Genomic DNA, 19,088 nt, shown 5'->3' on the forward strand with positions numbered 1-19,088 from the left:
CAGATTCAGGCTAGGAATCCCACGCGACTTTACAGCCCTAAGAACTCTTTGACCTTTGGGAGTTCACGTTGCATCTGTTCGTATCCGGCAGCAAAATTTTCTTCCAGTTTGGCGGGATTATCTTCGAAATTCGCCACCCCCATATGTTCGGGATAAAACACGTAGGCCTTGCCCTCAGCCTCCAAGCGTTCCAGCTCCGCCCGGGTCCGGTTGTAATTCGCGGGACGGTCTACCAAGGCCTGCGCCGCCCGTGGATAACGCGCCAGCAAAGACCGATAAATCCAATCGGGCAGACGGTTTTCCTTAACATAATCCCGCGGTCGTGTCAGGATGACCAGAAACTTTTCGTAACCATCTGCCTGCGCCACATCTAGAGGAATCCCACCGCTGGGACCTATAGCACCGTCCATGCAAGCCTCCCCGGCGATGTAGGTGACCGGGGTAGCAATCGGCATGGATCCAGAAGCCTTGCACACATGGGTCAGCTTTTGCTCCGTGTCCACCTGGTCTGCACAGAAATAAACATTTTCTCCACGCTCAGCGTTGTACACCCCTACACGCCACAGCGCTGGGTTAGCCGCAAACCGTTCATAATCCAGTTCCAGCATTCCCCCTGGTTCGGTCATGTCGTAGTACATGTGATGGGTATCAAAAATCCCTTTACCTTTGATGGCGGTCTTCCAGCCGCCAAAAGCAGGATCGGTAGAAACATCAACAAAACAGCGCCGGGAGCGTTGCGGCAACCGAGCCAGATAATTCACCAGGCAGGTTGCCCCCGCAGAAATCCCTGCCACGTAGTCCACGTAAACTTCAGCCTCCAACAGGGCGTTTACTGCTCCCCCGCTGTAGCTGCCCCGCATAGCCCCGCCTTCAAACAGCAAAGCCGTGTCAAAGACATTGTTTTCAAACCGTTGCATTTCAAGTCACCTCTGAACCCATCGTAGGGCTTGACCTGGTAATCCGCATCGGGAGAGTCACACGTTTATTCCCACTTAATCGTTACAGAGCCCGTTTCCGTGTAGTCAGTGGTGACTACATGTTCTGTAGTCACCCGGGAAGAGTATTTTCACCCGACTGAAGAGTAACCGTTTGAACTGCAGAAACGTGGATTTCTTGCACGCACCTGACTACACGCCCGTCTGCTATTTGCTGTTGTTACCACAATTGACAGCCGGGTAAGGCGCATTACATCTGAGCAATGGTTGCCCAGTCTGCAGCAGCACACCATTCCTCGATCCGATCTTTATTGTTGAGGAAACTCGGATTCTTTTGAAGATAAGGAAGGAATTTTGAAGGTTCTCGAGAGTAGTTATAGGGGCTGATTAAGGTCGAAGTAGCCACGAATCCGATTCTCGCGCGAGAAATCATTACCGAAAGAATCCTCGCCTCTTCCTTTAACTCTTCCTTTGTGCCTGCCTTGTAGAACGGTATCGATCCCTGCTCAAGACCAACAATGAATACCCAGTCGAATTGCTGGCCTTTCCCGGCGTGTCCTGTGAGGCAATGTATACCGACACGTGTTGCCATCGTCTCATTGCCTTTTCTTTCGGCGATGCACCGCCTGATCTCAGGTATTACAGAAAGGCCATTTTTGTGCTGCAAAATCTGATCAAAAAGCCACGCGCTCGCCTCTTCGAGTTCCTCGGGCAATCCCCCTTGAGCTTGAGCGGCCTGCTCCATTATGTACCGATAGATTTCCAGCGTGCCATCAAAGGATTTGCCTTCCATATCGTCACAAATGTTTCGTAGGGTCTTTGCCACCTCAGGTCTAAATAGCCCGTTTCCCCAGTCGGTATAACCAATTTTCTCCGACGCAAGAATATGCTTAATAGCATTTGATCGGAAACCCGTCCTGGTCACAATACCAACTCGTTGATTTGGACAGTGCCACAAAATTGCCTGTGACATGGCCACTACCCATCTGGCTTCATCTTCCTCAGACCTAAAACACGAATAGCCCGAAAGCCCGCCATCACCCCAATGGAAGGGCATAGCAGTAGATAGGTTCTCGCTATCAGTTAGCGTGGAAAGCGAGTTGACTGCATCTAGTACTGCTGGTGCTGACCGAAATGATTTGATCAATTTGACTTGCTTGCCACAACTCTTGGAGATTTCCCGATACGTAAAGCTCGCATCCGCACCCGCAAACGAAAAAATACTTTGCGCAAGGTCTCCTGCATACGAAATGTTATTTCCGCACAGCGCTTTGACAAGCTTCAATTGCTGAGGTGTCAAATCCTGAAACTCGTCGACGAGTGCCGCAAAGAAGTGATTTTCGTACAACCGTGCGACCCTCTCGTCTTGCAGTATCCATAATGCGGTTCTTATCTGATCATCGTATGTAACAATCTTTCGCTCGCGACGACTGTATTCAATTGATGTCGCCAGCCGCCCAATCTGGCCACTTTCCGCCTGGAGCGCTTCCATAACCCCATCGTCAGACAGACAAGTGAGCTTTGCAGTCCTCAGGGCATTTTCCACTTGCGTTCTTGTCTCTTTGTCGCAATTCAGTTTCTGAACGACTTTCCTCGTCCAATCGAAACTCGCGACTTCCCAAGTGTCGTCGATGCCAACAACGTTTCCATGCGCCTTAATTATTCTTGACGCCAAGCCGTGAAAGTTGCACACAGTAACGTGCCGCTTCAATGCTTGAACGCTGATGTACTTTGCTAGTCGTTCAGTAATATTGTCCCGCGCCTGATTCGTGAATGCGACAATGAGAAGCTTCCTGCCGTTTCCGGAGAAATCGAATCGTTCGAGAAGCCCTTTAGCCCTATATGCAAGAGCTTCTGTTTTGCCGCACCCCGCCGGAGAGGTGATAACCATGTCGAACGCTTCGTAATCGTAGATTTCTTGCTGCTCTTGAGTTGCTGGATTCGTGCTAGACGGCATTATTAAGCATCTCTACAACGCTGGATAACCTTGAAGCAGAAGTACCATCCATGAGGCTGCACGCGACTATAGCGCAAGCGATTTTGTTTCTCTTCCTCCTGCAGAAGGTTGCCAATTCGGTTGCGCTTGGCAGACTGGCTCCTCTGGCAATACGGCAGCATTTCAGCCTGTTTGGAGGAAACAGGTTAGATTTGCCGAGCGCTTCCCAAAGTGAGCTGGATCCAATAGCCGCCACATACTCGTCTTCGAGATCGACTCTCGATACGAACACGGATTTTGAAGCGAGATCTTTGAGTGCAATACTGAGTGCGCTGGCTGTCTTATTTTCAGCGTCTTCATCAATCAGAATACTTACTTGCTTTCCAAACCCATTGGCGCCAAAAATGTCCATAACGTACGGCATTTCATTGCAACTACCTGCCTCGAGAATCTCAATACCATCTCTTTTCAAGTGATTTCCGACTAACTCGGCAACCCGTTCTACTACCATTCTGTCCGACTGACCTTCTACGGCAATGATATTCCTAGCTGTTAGCAACTCAATTCGGCTGCTAATCCACCATCTGGCAAGCATTTTCTGGTCCTCTTGCCCTTCGAGGAATCCACTCTTTGGCTGAGCGGGAGGCATGGATTCTCGCATTGCCGCAATGTTGTCCGGGCTAAACTCGCTCGCAACAACACCGGAATGCGTAGCAATTATTAGCTGCCTATCCGAAGACTGCAGTACCTGCATCAAATTTCGCTGCGCAGACGGATGAAGATGAGTTTCAGGCTCATCAATCGCGATAATCCCGTTCGAATTAATCAGTCCAAATATTGCAAACGAGATTAGAGCCTTCGTGCCATCTGACTGCTCGGTTACCTCCCGCATAGAGCCAGACTTATCCTTCATCTCAAGCCGCACATCGCTTAAAAGATTCCCCTCGATTGCTGCCCCTGGGACGAATCGGAGATTTTCGGTTGTCACTCCACCCTCTAGCGCCGGATTGAGCTTAGAGGCCAAGGAGCTCAAAGCGCCGGTAAAGGCGTTGGAGTCATTAATGGCGCTGCCAAGCGCGTCTATCGCTTCCCCCAACTTAACCTGATCGCCCGATGCATCGATTTCTTTAAGGTAATCATCGACGATGTTCCTCCGGCCTGGGGCGAGCGTTTTCGTCGAAAAGTCGGATGGGACCATATTCCATCCGGTGATTTTAAGTTGTGCTGAGCTTAAAGGGGCATTACCAACCCCATATGGGAAGAAGCGGCTAATGGTGAGATCCTCGCCGTTGAGATTTGCTTCCAATCGAATCGTCAGGGAGTTGTCTTGGACGTCTACTTCATCTGGGAAAAAGGAGAGTTCGTCACTGTTAAGGTTTGTTAGTTTCGCTTCAATAAAAAGAGGTTGCTCTGCATCCCGAAAATCAGAATTGCTGATGCTGTAATACAGTTGCTGCATGCTTTTGCCCAAGAGCAGGTCAAGGCACCTGATTAACGAACTCTTTCCACTTCCGTTCGGACCTACGAGTATCAAATTGTTCCGAACATCCAACACGCAGTCAGGTAGTCGGCTGTGGTTTTTGATTGTTATCGAAGATATCTTCACCGTCTGTCCTATTCTTTCGCCGATAGCTCCAAGGGTCTTTATAACACTCTAATGCTCTACAGCATTATCTCACCTGGAGAGTGTTAGACGACATCGACGAAATCTATTGTGGCCAATTCTGCGGGGAATTGTTTCCAGAAAAGCGTCTTACAGTGGCTTAGCGTGGCCTAGAGTCCTGTGCCGCGTTACGGGACCGCGAAAGAACTATTAGATTTCTAGATGTCGTCCAAGGAAAGGTCTCCTTGGCATTAAGAGAATTTAATTTGAATAGATGCCAAACGAGAGGTGACACATGGCAGACGAGATTTTCACACAGGAGCGGACCCCTGCAAGGGGATAAAGCCGCGAATGCTGACTTGTCCGATAATAGTTACGTAACCGCGAGAATGCCGGGGCGGAGATACGAGGATCTGCTGCATTCTTGACCTCCGATGCGAACGACCTGCCCGACGGCTTCATGGACTTGCCGAAGGCCGCGGACTACCTGCTCGTATCGAATACGTTGTCTACAAGCTCACCGAGCGGCAGGAGGTTCCCGCCATAAGGATTGGGAGACTTCTGCGTGTCAGGAAAGACGAGCTAGACGAAGCGCTCCGCACCATGGGCAACGACATCTGATCGGGCATCCCATTGCTGTGCGCCTGCTCGCGGGAGCCTCTCACCACATCGCCACAGCCACATGGTGCGACACCCCTTTTATTGCATACCGAACTGCAGACTGAAAGAACCCGCCGGGGAGCATCTCTTCCTTATAAAACTAGAGCGAGGCCCAATGGGTTCCTCCCTCAAAAAACCCGGAGATTTTCCATGTGCCCTCAATTTGCCCGACTGGAAGCACTGCTCATTTGAGGACGTGGATGCCTACTCCCATTCGCACGTTACCGGATTCCAGGTCATACCATCTGCAAAACCGGCATACACAAGATTGAAAAGTCTGCCTGCGAGTTCGACTGACGCGTCAATGCTCCGAAGCGAATGGGGCAGACCGGTCTGGGAGCACAGCCTCTCGTACTGCCGCTCATGAGGAGCGCCCCATTCATCTGGGATGCAAAATGTCTCAGGTAGGGCGATGCCGCGCACGGCGCTTTCCTGTAGCACGCGCTCTCGTAGCTTTCCTCCATCTATGGAGCATGTCACCGCATAGACCGCAATATCAACAAGATCCTTCACACGGGAGGAGGCTCTCCTGTCGTGCCTTTCAACCAGTGCACAGAGCTTATCCGCCAACGCGCTCTCGACGGGATAGACCAGATAGTCGCATACCGGCAGCCCTTCGACCTCAATCCTGTCCGCAGGGGTGACGAGTTCCGCACGTTCTAGGGGAACCTCGTCGACAACGAGGTCGATGGCAATGGGCTGCAGGCTCTTCGCGCCGAGCATAGGCAGGAAAACAACACGCAGTCCGCTCCGATATTCGTCCTCTACCTTTATCGGGTCAGCGGATGTAAGCGTGAACCGCATGTAATCGCCAAGGTCCGCAGAGGCAAGCCTCTTCAGCTCTTCGAGGGCACGCTCCAGAGAACGCTCCCTGCAGAGCAGATCGATATCCTTCGTCGCACGCGCGTCCACGGTTCGGGCGAGCATGCTCTGGCCGCCTTTAAGCACGAAAGCGTGATGCGGGTCGCTGAAAATACGGCAAAGAAGTCTGTGGAAATAGAACCCGGTCATGGCTCGACCCGTGTCGAGCGCCGATCGTCTGGTTGCCGCCTTTGCAGCCATCTCGAGTGCCGCTGGAGTCTGGTATCTCATCTGGCGCACTCCTTGTCGAGGTGCTGTTCCATGAGTCCGCGAATCGCCGATAACGATTCCTGGACGCTCTTCCTCTCCGGCTGGTCGGCAATTATCTTCACCAGGCGGTCATAGTCGAGATTTCCCGCAGAGTTGAAGGCGTCTTCCACCAAAGACCATTCTTCGTTGTCCAGGCAAAGATCGACGAGCGTTCGTTCGGGAAGTGTAACAGGTAGCCCCTTAATCCAGCCCACGTCGTCCGGGTTGACTCTTCTGATGGCGAAACTCGCGGATTTCATGCGGGAATTAATTCTACGCGGTGCGTAGATGCGATACGGTGACAGGTAGAAGTCGCCGAGGTTCTGCAGACTTGCCGCAGTCGCTCCGCCGATGACGATTCCGTCCCAGGCGCCGACCTCTATGCGCTCGTGGGTGAATGCGGCTGGATCAGTTAGCTTCCAGACAGCCGCAAGCTCGTCTATGAAATCGCCTTGTGTTCCGGCAAGCCGGTATGCGCCGTGCGCTATTCGCTCGGCTCGGCCGGAGACCACGGCTTGGGACAGGGCATTGCGCGTGATTCCAAGCCGTGCGGCTTGAGCCGTGGTGAAGACACCCTCCGAGGCGGAGAGCTCGTTGAGAGCAGCTATGTGATTCGAATAAGTCACGTTGCAATTGTACGCTTTTAGCAGACATACGCAACCACATCAAGAATAGAAAGGACTTCGTTTCTTTCGCTTCCCAGGTCTACAAATTGGGGTTTGTTAGTCATTCTGACCACCACCGAGCATACGGCGAAGCTCCGCGAGACTCTCAGTCATCTGCCTGTTCAGGTCGGCCAGGTCATCCAGGATTTCCTCGGTGGGCGGATACTCTACGCGCTCGTAGACAGTCTCCGTGTACTTGTTAAAGCTGAAGTCATAGCCGTTCTCTACAATCTCGCTCTTGGACACCAGGAAGCTCTTCTCGGTGCGAGCACGGTCGCGCTCGGCACCGAGATTGTGCCAGCGGCTCAGGATGTCGGGGATGTCATCGTGCTTTTCATCGGGGTCGCGCTTGTCGTCGAGAGTGTAACCGTCGCCCTCCATATTGTAGAGCCACACATCATCGGTGCCACCCGCGTCAGTCTTGGTGAATACCAGAATCGCGGTGCTCACCCCGGAGTAGGGTTTGAAAACGCCGGACGGCATGTAGATTATGGTCTCAAGCTTCTGGTTTTCCACCAGCTCGCGACGCAGCTGCTCGTAGGCCTTCGAGTTACTGCGGAACAGCACGCCGTTCGGCACGATGCAGGCGCGACTCACCGCCCATGCGGCGATGCGGGGCGTTTCGTGTCATATATATTTGACATTAAGAGAAATATCGTGGATACTTTTCATGTCGGATATATTTGACATTTACCATTGCTTCGCGGAGGAGAAGAGCGTGATTCAGAAACGAAACGAAAGGATGCGCGCCGCGCGCAAGGAGGCGGGACTGTCGCAGGCCGAGCTTGCCAAGGACGTCGGCGCAACCCGCCAGACCATCTGCAGCATCGAGGCCAGCAACTACAATCCCAGCCTCAATCTCTGCAAGCTCATCTGCAAGAAGCTCGGCAAGACGCTTGACGAGCTGTTCTGGGACTAGCCGAAAGGGGCATCATGAAAGAAATCATCACATCTCAGAGCGAGGGGAAGGACGAGCGCATGTCGTCGGTCCTCGCCCCAGTCTACCGGGCCGGCTTCTACATCCTGGCCGGCGGGGTGCTGTTCGACATCTCCTCTCGCTTCAACTACCTAGCCAGGACGGGCGGAGGCTCCCTCGGGGAGTCGGTCGAGTTCGCAGCCCTGGTCGCCGCGCTCGCTCTCGTCGCGCTGGCCAAGGCGAGAAGCGGTGCCGTCAGCGACTCTCTCCGCGTTCTGGAGGCCAAGACCTTCGGCGGGACGGGCCTCGTCTGGAAGGGCGCGGGTGTTTCCCTGCTGATAGGGGTCGCGGCGGCACTCGGGAGGCTGTCCAGCGAGGTCGACCTCGGCGGCTGGACCTCCGTGATGTGGCTCAATGACGTCGCCATCTTCGTCATCGTGTCCGCGCTGTCGGCGGCAGCGGTGCTGGGATACCTCTACTGCTGCTGGCGCAGCTACCGGTCGAGGGAGGACCGGCTTGCCGTGGAGGACGACGCCTAGGGCGGCCGAGCCAGGCACGCGGCCGGCGCCCGGGCTCCCAGAAGGCCGACCGGGCCCTGGAGGCGTGGAAGCGCATGCGCGCTGGCTCTCCGCCAGGGAGATCTCCGAGGAGGACTACGGGGCCTGGAAGGCCCGTTTCAAGGGCTGAGGGCGCACAGATAAAGCTGTCGGGGGCGCGGGCGCCCCCTTCTCTTTCCGCCGGGATTGTCACTCTTCGGCAACTACTGCAATTCGGAAGCGTCCCATAAACGTTCGGAGTAGGGTTCTGGGACGCGCGGCGAGAGTGACTCCAGGGTCTTCGGATGCCGTCAGAACCTGTCGGAAACGCGTCCGAACCCGGTTTCCGGGAGGTTTGTCACTCTTCGCTCCTACCTGCGCATACACGGAATCGGAGCGCCAAAAGGCGGGGTGATTACACGGTGACTACACGCAGGGCCCCAAGATGGCGCCGTGACCGAAAAACGCGATGGAATCATTTCGTTGGCATTGGCACGTTTTCGGGACAAGTCCTGTTTCATGCCAACTAATCTCATCCTGTGCAGGCGTTGAACAGGCGTTAAGAGTATTTCCGCAGTTCAAAGGAGGTAAGAGAAGCCCGAAATCGCTTGATTTCGGGGCTGGTCGGCGAATTCCACTCATCGAAATTTCCGGTGGCTTTGTCCTATTCCTACCACTAGATGCTAGCCCACCGCCACTAGACGGGCGGCTTGCAGCTAGATGGAACGAGGGCTAAGTTCACTCCCACTCAATGGTCCCCGGCGGCTTGGACGTGCAGTCCAGTACCACGCGGTTGACCTCGGGGACCTGGTTGGTAATCAAGTTAGAAATCCGCGCCACCAATTCCCAATCCAAGCGCGACCAGTCCGCAGTCATGGCGTCCTCGGAGGAAACTGGGCGCAACACAATGGGGTGCCCATAGGTCCGCCCATCACCCTGTACCCCTACAGAACGCACATCTGCCAGCAACACCACGGGACACTGCCAAATCTCCGTGTCCAGCCCGGCTGCGCTCAGCTCGTTGCGCACAATCAAATCCGCCGCTCGCAATATCCGCAAGCGTTCTTCGGTAACTTCCCCAATGATGCGGATAGCCAAGCCCGGGCCAGGGAAAGGCTGACGGTTCACGATGACATCGGGCAACCCCAATTCGCGCCCCAGAGCACGGACCTCGTCTTTAAACAGTTTGCGCAGCGGCTCAATCAACTCAAACTTCAAGTCCTCAGGCAATCCGCCCACATTGTGATGCGACTTGATATTAGCCGTGCCGCTGCCGCCACCAGATTCCACCACATCGGGGTACAAAGTCCCCTGTACCAGGAACTTCACTTCCCCACCGCTGGCGCCAATCTCTGCCACGAGCTCACGTTGGGCGGCTTCAAAAGAGCGGATAAACTCGCGACCGATAATCTTGCGTTTCTGTTCCGGTTCGCTCACCCCCGCCAGCGCTCCCAAGAAGCGGGCGGACTCGTCTACAGACTTGACCCGGATTCCCATGTTGGCGGCGTAGTCTCGTTCCACTTGCTCGCGCTCCCCCGCACGCAGCAAACCGTGGTCTACGAAGATACATGTCAGCTGGTCACCGATAGCCTTATGAACCAGGGCAGCCGCCACGGAAGAATCCACCCCGCCAGACAATCCGCAGATAACCTGGGCATCGCCCACGCGCTGGCGAATCTCCTCCACCTGAGTGTCGATGATGGATTGTGGCGTCCACACCGGATCCAGCCCGACTAGGTCATGCAAAAAATGCTCCAGGAGCCGTTGACCGTAGGCACTGTGACGAACTTCGGGATGCCACTGCACTCCATACAGCCCTCGTTCAGGATTCTCAAAGGCTGCTACCTTTGTATCATCCGTCGCCGCGGTAACTTGAAAATCGCTGGGAGCAGCCGAAACTGCATCCCCATGACTCATCCAAACCACCTGTTCAGAAGGGGTTCCTTCCAGCAGCCGGCTGTCCGGGGTCACTTCCAAGTTGGTTCGACCGTACTCGGAAGTTCCGGTAGGGCTAACAGTGCCCCCCAGGGCTTGTGCCATGACCTGAAACCCGTAGCAAATGCCCAGTACCGGCACATTTGCCTGAAAAACTGCCGGGTCAAAGGTCGGAGCCCCCGGAGCATAAACAGAGGACGGTCCACCTGAGAGAATGATGGCTGAAGGCTGTTTATCCAATATTTCCCGGGCGGTCAGGTTATGTCCCACAATTTCCGAGTAAACTTTCGCCTCGCGAACTCGGCGCGCAATAAGTTGGGCATATTGCGCACCAAAGTCGACAACTAAGACAGGTCCTACGGGTTTACCGTGTTGCAAGTTTTCAGCCATGGGTTAATCCTAAAACATTTCTTCGCTATAAATTGACTCCGAATTTCCCAGACTTTATTCAGGGATATTTCGTTGATATTTCAACGGTTTTCGCTAATGTATAGGCATTAATTGTCGATACAATAATATGTAGGGTCAAAGGATAGACCAATGACATAAGGGAAAGGAGACCCGCCATGAGTCAGGTACCAACTTACTTCGAAGCTGACGTTCGACTGGATCGCAACTCCCCAGTTCCGCTCTACCATCAGATAGCTCAGCCGATTGAAGAATTGATTCTTTCTGGTCAGCTTACCCCCGGTACGCGTTTGGAAGATGAGCTTTCCATGGCACGACGCCTCAATGTCTCTCGCCCTACTGCTCGTCGAGCCCTCCAGCAGCTGGGTGACCATGGACTGCTGGTGCGTCGCCGTGGTGTCGGCACTCAGGTAGCTCCGACCCGAGTGCATCGCCCCAATGCCCTCTCCACCATCTTTGACCAGATGAAGGCGGACGGGCACAAGCCGTCTACGGAAGTTTTGTCTTACGGCGCCTCCCCAGCTAACCAGGAAGTCAGTGCGAAACTGGAGGTGGCTCCAGGCACCAACGTAACCACTATCCGTCGCCTGCGCATGATTGATCGGCAGCCCGCGGGACTCATGTTTGACATGATTCGTTCCTCTATTGCTCCGGCTGCCACCGCCTTAGAACGTGATTCATTTGAAAGTGCCCTAGCCGAGCGTGGCGTTGTCGTGACAATGGCTCGTCAAGCGGTGTCTGCCCGTAAGGCCAGTGGTCCAGAGGCTCAGCTCCTGAGGATTCCTGCGAGTTCCACGGTGCTGAGCATCCAAAATGTCTCTTATGACGAATCCGGAAAGATTGCCGCCTATGGCGAATATCTGTTCCGGGCAGACCGCTTTGCCCTGAAGAACATACTCTTCGCACACTAGATTCTTCGAACCCCTTCTTCGCTCTGGCATCAAATGATGTCAGAGCTGGGTTTTTTATCGACTGTCGAGAGCGTTACTTTACGGAGGGTGAACGTGCCCTCGCCCTGTAGGCTGTCGAAGGGCCACTGTGCCACGCCTTCACAAGTGTGGGTTAGGATTTGACCGGTTAGGGCAGGTTTTATGCAAAAAACTTCATCAGTCTGGGATAGGTTTGGGTTATCTGTGAAAATTGCAGCGCTGATTATCCATTTTTGAGTGTTTCGGCTTTCAGCTTCATCCCATCCTGCAGGCCAACTCACGGACATGTCAGCTGGGGGCTCCAGCGACGGTCGCGCCCCGGCTTGGGTAACCACACCCAAATGCTTTTGCCCGTCTTTCAAGGTCAAGTTCTTTCCGCAAGCTGTATCCGCGAGGGTGCAATATCCGTCTGGCGTGTGCTGGACTCGCCAGGGCCCCTTTCCTACCGCGTCCAGTCCAGGTATCTCATACAGACCGGGAGACACGGTACTGCCCGCGATTGTGGGCACAGGTGGATAACTCATCCGGACGGCGCGCCAATCATGATTGCATTTGGTGCCGTCTTTACCCAGCTCCGCGACCAGCATCAAGGAATCTTGAATGGCTTCCCAAACCTCATGCTCGGTTTGCCGATAGGATTCATCAGGCCAGATTGAAACTCGCAAGCCTCGCTGCCTGCCTGCACCGTCCCGTGGTGGGTCGGAGAGGTATTGATTGCCGATAAAAGTGCGGGCATCCCAGTTGCTTTCCCACAGGGCGGGGGCGTCGACTCGATACGGGGGATGAGATCTGGACCAATATAGAACCTCGCTGTTATTAATGACCTCGTGTCCCCGCTGTCTAAAATCTGCGATCCGCAGACCTTCGTCTTTCCAGTATTCAATCAAAATATCGGTATCTAGATGCACCACGGAAGTTTCGTGTACTCCATCGTTCCAGGTTCGTAAACGCCTGCCCTGCCCTTTTACAAACTGGTTAACTTGATTAACAAAAGAGTTAAAAACATCGTATTCACTAGCATCGGGTCCGAAGGTCTGGTGGGCATATTCCGCGAGGTACGGATAGTTAGCGAAGGAATCGTGAATCATGTATTCATCTGCGCCCATATGCCACCAACGACTGGGGAAAATACGCAGGTATTCAGCGACTATCCGGAGATAGAACTCAATTGCTTGCGGATTGGTAATATCTAATCTACCCTCCGGGTCTACACTTCCATCGGGTCGCCGCAGGGCATATTGCGGATAGTTTTCTAGCCAAATTCCCATATGCCCGGGCGCATTCACCTCGGGAATAACTTCAATCCCGAGGCGTTGCGCTAACGCTAATATCTGCGATACTTGCGATGATGTGTAATAATGCCAGGTATTCGCGCGTTCCCAACGCGGTGATTTCAGTTTCAGCTCCCAAATTAGCGTGTTTAGTTCGAGTTCGTGCATCCGCTCCAGCAGAGCCTCAATAAATTCTATCGAAATACCAACTTGTGAAGCACACAAAGTTACGCCACGCTCCGGGAAAGCAAAAGTCATGTTGTTCTCGCCACCTCTTGTGAAAGTTCTGAACCTTAGATAGTAGTCACCGCGGTAGGTAAGGAACGAAAATCAACCTTTGACCGAACCGGCAGCTAGCCCGGACTGCCAGTACTTTTGCAGACCTAAGAACAGGATAATCAGCGGGATTACCCCGAACAGAGCACCCATCATAACGGCGCCTTTTTCTGGGTTAAAGTAACTCATCATCCCGTACAGCCCTAAAGTGACCGGTTTCAGAGTATCGGTCGAAATCATCATCAAAGGCAGCAGGAAGTTGTTCCAGCAAGCCACAAAGATGAACAAGAAAATCGTGACCATAGCGGGGGCAAGGATGCGCAATACTATGGTAAAGAAAATGCGCGCTTCCGAGGCACCATCAATACGTGCAGCTTCGATTAGTTCGGTGGGAACCGAAGTTTGCGCGTAAACTCGTCCCAGGAAAACTCCGAACGGGGACACACAGCACGGCACGATAATGGATGCCATAGTGTTAGAAATCCCCAGATGTAAAAAGACGATATACATCGGAACCGTCAAAAGCGCGGCAGGCATTAACAATCCCGCCATGATGATACCCGTAGACAAGTTCTTTCCGGGGAAAGTGAACTTAGCCAAGGAATACCCCGCCATAACAGAAATCAGAGTTCCGATCGCGGCTGAGGCTGTGGAATAAAGCAAAGAGTTCACTACCCAGCGCCAGAAATTGCCTCGAGTCCAGCTCATTAACTTGTCGTAATTGACACCAATCGCCTCGATGAGACTTTTACTCTCAGTGTCCTCACCATGCGTCGCAAACCACAATCCAAACGTGTTAGCCAACTCTGCGTTAGTTTTTGTGGCTGAGATGATGACCCAATAGACCGGGAATATGAAATAAAGGAGTACCAGAATCAGCATAAAGGCTGTAATTCCGCGGGAAATCATGGAGGGAGCAATAGCCCGCGGCGGCATTCCTTCTCGAGACGGAATGTAGTCGAAGCCTTGCGGAGAATGCTCAGTCACCATATGTGAAAGTTTAGAATTACGATTCTTAATCATTTCCGCCCACCTTTCGATCGACAAAGAAGTATCCCACTGCCAACACACCGGCAATGAGCGCCATGACAATCGCCACCGCAGAGCCAGGTCCATCTCCGCTGGGAGTTAAAGTTCCCATAGTGGTGTTATATGCCATCATCATGGGCGTATAGGCTTTACCCATCCAAGTTTGGGTCGAGCTGATGACTGTTGGCTCGTTGAATAGCTGTATAGTGCCCACGATAGAGAGCAAGACCGCCAACAGCGCCGCTGGTCGCAGCAGAGGCATCTTTATTCGAGTCATAATTTGCAGCCCGCTGGCGCCATCAATACGCGCCGCTTCGGAGAGTTCCTGCGGGATTGCCTGGAGCGCTGCCAAAAAAATCAGCATGTTATATCCGGTATAGGTCCAGGTCGTCATGTTTGCCATAGAAGCTAACACGACGTTCCGGCTCAGAAAATTGACGTTAATCCCTATTGCCGCTAAGCCCTTCACCAGGGGAGAAACCTCCGTGTTATACAGGTAGAGCCATATCATTGCCGCCACGACACCGGGGATGGCAAAAGGCAGAAAATAACCTAATCGATATATCGTCGCATGTCTCACTAAGAATGAATCCAGCACCAGCGCCAGAACCAAGGCAGCAATAATCATTACTGGAACTTGCAGACACGTATAGAGGATGACGCGACCAATTCCCATCCAAAAATCATGAGAGGTGATGACGTACTGATAGTTTTGCAGTCCTACAAATGTGTTAGCAGACTCGCCCCCACCGTACGCACCCCCACCGGTAGTCTTGAGCTGAAAAAAACTGGAGTATATCGATACCAGAATGGGAACCAGGAATACCAGAACAAATAAAATTACAAAAGGAGCTAAAAAAGCCCAACCCGCACGAATTTGGATTTTTGCCTGCGGTGATGTCTTTCGCCGTGTATTCCCCGCACTCCGAGACTCTCTAGACAGAGACGATTGTTTTTCCGGTCTCGTCAGCGGTGCTGACGTTGTTTCCTCAACTTGTTTTTCCATTCTGGTTCCCCATCAATTTGGTTCGAGCAGAGTCATGGGTGTTCGCTGAAACTAACTGCTCAGTGAACACCCATGACTCAAAATTTTCGCTTTTGTTCCGTTGGGAACAAAACACGCTACTTTTCAGAAACCTTCAAATTCAGATTGCTCAACGTAGACTTGGCGGTATCCGCGTTCCAGCTGAAGATATCAGCCACTTTACCGGAACCATCCGCAGCCTTAGCAGCAACTTCAGCGTTTGCCTGTACTGCCGACCAACCCGGAATGTAGGTGAAGGGTTTCATCGCACTGTTAGCTTTGGTCAGCTCTGCGAACACATCCTGACCTCCGTAGAATGCGGAAACCTTTTCGGGGGTAGTCATGGTGCCCTTGGCGGCGACTACCAGACCTTGAGAAACCAGAGCATCAATCTGCGTGTTGAACCAAGCGTTGAACTTCATAGCTTCTGCTGGGGCAGCGCATCCCTTGACCACAGCCACACCGGAACCACCGTCAGGACCGGACGCAGCCTCATCCCCAAATTTCGGAAGTTGAGCTACTGCCCACTTGCCTTCGTTCGGAGTGCCAGCCATGTCGCCTGCCAGCAGCGGAGCTTCCCAAGCCGCTCCGATGGTGCCAATCAGGTTGTTGTTCAAAGCTGCCTTCCAGGATTCTTCATCCCAACGCTGCACGGTAGCCGTCGCTTTCGCGTCAAGGAGTTTCTGCCAGAAGTCAGCCACCTTCGAGGAGCCAGCTCCAGCAGTATCAATCTTCCACGCATCACCGTCGACCTTGAACCACTGATCTCCGGCAGCGGCGCTCAGCGCCGGAAGCATATTACCGGCCTCATCGGTCTGGAAGTCCACAATGAACTTGCCCTTTTCAGCAGCTTTCTTGGCAGTCTCCACGAACTCGTCGGCGGTAGTGGGGACAGTCAAACCTAGTTCATCAAAGGCTGCCTTGTTGTAGTAGTACACCAGCGGACCGGTGTCCTGAGGCAGCCCAAAATACTTTCCATCAATACTCATGGAATCCAGCGGACCAGCGGCAAATTTATCGCGGTACTTATCGATTTCTCCGGAAACATCCTCTACCAGCTGTTTCACATAAACTTCAGCTAAATCTGCATAACCGACCTGTGCCAGACACGGCGCCGTGCCTGCTTTCACGTCAGTCTCAAGTTTCTTAATCAGCTCTTGAGCTTTACCATCGAATTTAACAGCTTCGACCTGAATATCCGGGTTATCTTTATTCCATTGCGCGACTACCTCGTCGACTTTGGTCATGCCTTCCCCGTCAGGCAAACGGTGCAGGTATTTAATCGTCACCGGCTTACCGGAAGCACCCGTATCGCCCCCCTTGCCTCCATCAGAGCACGCAGTCAGGCCGGTCAAAGCTAGTGCCCCAACGCCCGCAAAAATCGCAGCAAAACGCAGTTTAGACGTTAATTGCATGTTTAATCTACCTTCCTCGGTTATTTATGAGCATGGTTTAAGGAAACCACACGTTAAATACAACCACAGTTTTTTCCACCTTGGGGAGGGTTTTCTAAATTATTTCAGACAGTTTCCCAACGGGATTCTCGTGCCCCTAAAGTTACTTGGAAAGGCTTCGGTCCTCTCACATTGACACTCTGTGCAGTGTCAGAGTTGTTATAGACAAAAGCCTTGTGAGCCTCCGGGTAGAAAGCCACCTCTACCTCTGGTCGATCCGCAAAATAGTTCTCCGTAAGGCGTTCCTCCGCGTGACCTGCCCAATAAATTGCACGATGCAATAACCGTGAGTTCACACTGTTGTAGGGGAGCCCCGCAAAGTAAACCGACCGACCTTTGCCATATTCGTGAACACTCAAGTCAACCGAACCGTCGATAAATTGCAATACCTGACCACCGGTAGGAATGATGCTCCCCACTCCGGGACCAATATCGAGCAGCGCTTGTTCCCGTCCGGGCTGGAGCTGCGACTCCACTTCAAGGACGTTAATCTCCTTTAATCCCCTACCCCGACTGCGTTGTTCCAGGGCGTCAAATCCCTCGATAATAAAGTGACTTTCGGCTACGTTAACGTACCTGTCCGTAGACAGCGTCCAACCAACTTCCTGATCCACCCCCAAAACGTCGCTCAACTGGAAGAACGTTCCACTCCCCTCAACGAAACAGGCACTGGGCTGGCCGACTCCGATAAAACCGCCGCCACCAGCTACAAACTCACGAATTCGCGCCGAAATATCAGGTTTATCCCAGTAATCTCCCCCAGAAAATGCTGTGTTTGCCTGACCGGCATTGATGAGCACATCAACATCCGCGAGGGCTCCGCGCGACACATCATCAAAGTTAATAAAACTCACCGTGAACGGCAGTCCTGCCAGTGATTCCAGCACACCTTCGTAGGCATAAGTTTGGAAATACGGCTTGGCATGAGCCACCATCGACGTCATCCAGGAGCGTTTTTTCCCCCAAGCATTTAATACCGCCACTTTAATTGTGGACACTGCCGGTCTCGCACCCCCGCTGACCTCGTGGAGAGAACGGAATTCATCGGTGATTTCTGAGACTCTCTGGACAAACTTAGGGAATTTCACGGGCAGGGACAGGTAGCCACCGTATCCCATGCGATCCAAAGGATTACGCACAATCGCGCGACGGGCTTGGGACCAACGCGCCTCTAGCTCGGGCACCGGGTCGGCTCCCTCGAAAAAAACATCCGGGAAAAAATACGGCAGGAAACGCCCCTCGTGGTATTTCACCCCCGGAATATCAGAAATCATCCGACATGTCGCCGCTGACCCCACCGAGCCAACGACGGCGTCCAAACCTATGGAAGGGAAATCATCCCCGTAGGGTTCGGTTCCAATCCAGTGATCGCCCAGAAACATCATGGCTTCTTTACCAGACTGGTGAGCTTTGTCCACCATAATGCGCGCCCGTTCCGTGACGAATTCACCTAAAAACTCCATCCAATTGAGGAATGGCAAGCGAGGAAGCCGGAAAGGCGAGTTATAGTAACCCTCATCAACGAAATCCTCCGGAGTCAGCGCATACCCATATTTAGATTCAAATTCAGCCAGCGCTAACTTTGTTACGGAACCGAGATAGCCAAACCAGTCGACCATTTTTTCTTTTTCTCGATTGTTAAATACCAACGTGAATTGATAGAAAAAGGTCGTAAATCTCACCACGTCCACGTGCGGATGGTCCTTTAGCCATTTGTCCATGTGGGCTTGGGCATATTCCCAAGTTTCGGGATTACGGATGTCATAAGGTTGTTCGCGTATCCGCTGCGGATCGTCTTCCCAGTGATTCGTGATGTAGTTATACATTTGCACCGGATCCCAGTTTTGCCAAGCTAGGAAATCTACCGTATAGACGTGACCTGCTGCGGGCTTTGCGATACACACCTGGGTGTCCGCTCCCTTTCCTGTCAGACTCCACTTTTCAGAAGGAAGGGTTTCCCCGGTGGTGCGATCGATTACTTGCCAGTAGCGCTGGAGGTCAGCTTGAATATCCGGCTCGACCTGTTTATCCAGGTAACCGTCCATGACAGAGATACGCAGCGGTTCCTCACCCAGGGCCGGGCAACGCTGACTCATCAGGAAAATTTGTGGCCTGTCCTGGGGATGAGCAGCAGCCCAATCATTATCTCCGCGCCCCACGAAATAGGTTTCATATACTTTCGCCCCCAATTCAGAAGTGATGGGGGGCAATTTGGTTCCGTCCGAGTTGCGTACCGCATCAGCCCCCCAAAGCCTGGCTATCTGACGGATTTCATCGTCCATTCCATTTTCAATGGGCAGAGTAACGCGACCGGACATACGGATTCCTTTCTGAAATTGTCATCCCGCTGAGCAAAATTTTTACTAAGGCTACACCCCAAGACTGCAAACCGGTCAGGTTT

The 19,088-nt window shown here is 52.9% G+C and carries 15 protein-coding genes; 3 read left to right on the plus strand and 12 right to left on the minus strand.

Annotation, left to right across the window (positions count from 1 at the left end):
• Positions 1-29 precede the first annotated feature (29 nt).
• The 6 genes from HMPREF0573_RS01035 to HMPREF0573_RS01060 all read right to left on the minus strand — a co-directional run bounded on the left by HMPREF0573_RS01035 (position 30) and on the right by HMPREF0573_RS01060 (position 7,506).
• Positions 30-917: a patatin-like phospholipase family protein gene (locus HMPREF0573_RS01035; protein WP_004008211.1), complete on the minus strand. Its 888-nt coding sequence runs from the start codon at positions 915-917 to the stop codon at positions 30-32.
• A 268-nt stretch (positions 918-1,185) separates the two neighbouring features.
• Entirely contained in the window at positions 1,186-2,892 is a 1,707-nt protein-coding gene (locus HMPREF0573_RS01040) for a UvrD-helicase domain-containing protein (protein ID WP_013188653.1), read from the minus strand.
• Complete coding sequence (locus HMPREF0573_RS01045; RefSeq protein ID WP_041797857.1) at positions 2,882-4,477, minus strand: ATP-dependent nuclease; 1,596 nt, start codon at positions 4,475-4,477, stop codon at positions 2,882-2,884. Before HMPREF0573_RS01045 ends, HMPREF0573_RS01040 begins: the two co-directional genes overlap by 11 nt.
• An 861-nt stretch (positions 4,478-5,338) precedes the next feature.
• The gene (locus HMPREF0573_RS01050; protein ID WP_013188655.1) at positions 5,339-6,226 is read right to left on the minus strand and encodes a nucleotidyl transferase AbiEii/AbiGii toxin family protein; all 888 of its coding nucleotides are present in this window, start codon (positions 6,224-6,226) and stop codon (positions 5,339-5,341) included.
• The gene (locus HMPREF0573_RS01055) at positions 6,223-6,870 is read right to left on the minus strand and encodes a type IV toxin-antitoxin system AbiEi family antitoxin domain-containing protein (protein WP_013188656.1); all 648 of its coding nucleotides are present in this window, start codon (positions 6,868-6,870) and stop codon (positions 6,223-6,225) included. The genes HMPREF0573_RS01050 and HMPREF0573_RS01055 overlap by 4 nt, the downstream gene beginning before the upstream one ends.
• Before the next feature lie 96 nt (positions 6,871-6,966).
• Positions 6,967-7,506: an N-6 DNA methylase gene (locus tag HMPREF0573_RS01060; protein WP_004009945.1), complete on the minus strand. Its 540-nt coding sequence runs from the start codon at positions 7,504-7,506 to the stop codon at positions 6,967-6,969.
• Between the two features lie 121 nt (positions 7,507-7,627).
• Between HMPREF0573_RS01060 and HMPREF0573_RS09870 the strand changes: the two genes are divergently transcribed.
• A complete protein-coding gene (locus HMPREF0573_RS09870; protein WP_231294252.1) occupies positions 7,628-7,828 on the plus strand; it encodes a helix-turn-helix transcriptional regulator in 201 nt (66 codons plus the stop codon).
• A 14-nt stretch (positions 7,829-7,842) separates the two neighbouring features.
• On the plus strand, positions 7,843-8,364 hold the full coding sequence (locus HMPREF0573_RS01070) for a hypothetical protein (protein WP_004009947.1): 522 nt from the start codon (positions 7,843-7,845) through the stop codon (positions 8,362-8,364).
• A gap of 735 nt (positions 8,365-9,099) precedes the next feature.
• Here the strand turns inward: HMPREF0573_RS01070 and guaA are convergent.
• Complete coding sequence (guaA, locus tag HMPREF0573_RS01075; protein ID WP_013188657.1) at positions 9,100-10,686, minus strand: glutamine-hydrolyzing GMP synthase; 1,587 nt, start codon at positions 10,684-10,686, stop codon at positions 9,100-9,102.
• Positions 10,687-10,862: 176 nt separating this feature from the next.
• On the opposite strand from guaA, the gene HMPREF0573_RS01080 reads away from it, so the two are divergent.
• On the plus strand, positions 10,863-11,615 hold the full coding sequence (locus HMPREF0573_RS01080) for a GntR family transcriptional regulator (RefSeq protein ID WP_041797859.1): 753 nt from the start codon (positions 10,863-10,865) through the stop codon (positions 11,613-11,615).
• Between the two features lie 29 nt (positions 11,616-11,644).
• On the opposite strand, the gene HMPREF0573_RS01085 is transcribed toward HMPREF0573_RS01080, so the two are convergent.
• From HMPREF0573_RS01085 to gnpA, 5 genes are all read right to left on the minus strand, one after another.
• Entirely contained in the window at positions 11,645-13,162 is a 1,518-nt protein-coding gene (locus HMPREF0573_RS01085; protein WP_004009950.1) for a family 20 glycosylhydrolase, read from the minus strand.
• A 72-nt stretch (positions 13,163-13,234) separates the two neighbouring features.
• Complete coding sequence (locus HMPREF0573_RS01090; protein ID WP_004009951.1) at positions 13,235-14,203, minus strand: carbohydrate ABC transporter permease; 969 nt, start codon at positions 14,201-14,203, stop codon at positions 13,235-13,237.
• Positions 14,196-15,215: a carbohydrate ABC transporter permease gene (locus HMPREF0573_RS01095; RefSeq protein WP_004009952.1), complete on the minus strand. Its 1,020-nt coding sequence runs from the start codon at positions 15,213-15,215 to the stop codon at positions 14,196-14,198. The genes HMPREF0573_RS01090 and HMPREF0573_RS01095 overlap by 8 nt, the downstream gene beginning before the upstream one ends.
• 116 nt (positions 15,216-15,331) lie before the next feature.
• Positions 15,332-16,648: an ABC transporter substrate-binding protein gene (locus HMPREF0573_RS01100; RefSeq protein WP_013188660.1), complete on the minus strand. Its 1,317-nt coding sequence runs from the start codon at positions 16,646-16,648 to the stop codon at positions 15,332-15,334.
• Positions 16,649-16,752: 104 nt separating this feature from the next.
• Positions 16,753-19,005 carry a 1,3-beta-galactosyl-N-acetylhexosamine phosphorylase gene (gene gnpA / locus HMPREF0573_RS01105; protein ID WP_013188661.1) on the minus strand — a complete coding sequence of 751 codons (2,253 nt, stop codon included), beginning with the start codon at positions 19,003-19,005 and terminating at the stop codon, positions 16,753-16,755.
• Positions 19,006-19,088: the final 83 nt, after the last annotated feature.

The sequence above is a fragment of the Mobiluncus curtisii ATCC 43063 genome, assembly GCF_000196535.1.
GTDB classification, from domain to species: Bacteria; Actinomycetota; Actinomycetes; order Actinomycetales; family Actinomycetaceae; genus Mobiluncus; species Mobiluncus curtisii.

What these genes read in the sequence shown, in the direction of transcription:
- HMPREF0573_RS01035 (WP_004008211.1), bottom strand. Translation starts at nt 917, where the DNA reads ATGCAACGGTTTGAAAACAATGTCTTTGACACGGCTTTGCTGTTTGAA.
- HMPREF0573_RS01040 (WP_013188653.1), bottom strand. Translation starts at nt 2,892, where the DNA reads ATGCCGTCTAGCACGAATCCAGCAACTCAAGAGCAGCAAGAAATCTAC.
- HMPREF0573_RS01050 (WP_013188655.1), bottom strand. Translation starts at nt 6,226, where the DNA reads ATGAGATACCAGACTCCAGCGGCACTCGAGATGGCTGCAAAGGCGGCA.
- HMPREF0573_RS01070 (WP_004009947.1), top strand. Translation starts at nt 7,843, where the DNA reads ATGAAAGAAATCATCACATCTCAGAGCGAGGGGAAGGACGAGCGCATG.
- guaA (WP_013188657.1), bottom strand. Translation starts at nt 10,686, where the DNA reads ATGGCTGAAAACTTGCAACACGGTAAACCCGTAGGACCTGTCTTAGTT.
- HMPREF0573_RS01080 (WP_041797859.1), top strand. Translation starts at nt 10,863, where the DNA reads ATGAGTCAGGTACCAACTTACTTCGAAGCTGACGTTCGACTGGATCGC.
- HMPREF0573_RS01085 (WP_004009950.1), bottom strand. Translation starts at nt 13,162, where the DNA reads ATGACTTTTGCTTTCCCGGAGCGTGGCGTAACTTTGTGTGCTTCACAA.
- HMPREF0573_RS01090 (WP_004009951.1), bottom strand. Translation starts at nt 14,203, where the DNA reads ATGATTAAGAATCGTAATTCTAAACTTTCACATATGGTGACTGAGCAT.
- HMPREF0573_RS01095 (WP_004009952.1), bottom strand. Translation starts at nt 15,215, where the DNA reads ATGGAAAAACAAGTTGAGGAAACAACGTCAGCACCGCTGACGAGACCG.
- HMPREF0573_RS01100 (WP_013188660.1), bottom strand. Translation starts at nt 16,648, where the DNA reads ATGCAATTAACGTCTAAACTGCGTTTTGCTGCGATTTTTGCGGGCGTT.
- gnpA (WP_013188661.1), bottom strand. Translation starts at nt 19,005, where the DNA reads ATGTCCGGTCGCGTTACTCTGCCCATTGAAAATGGAATGGACGATGAA.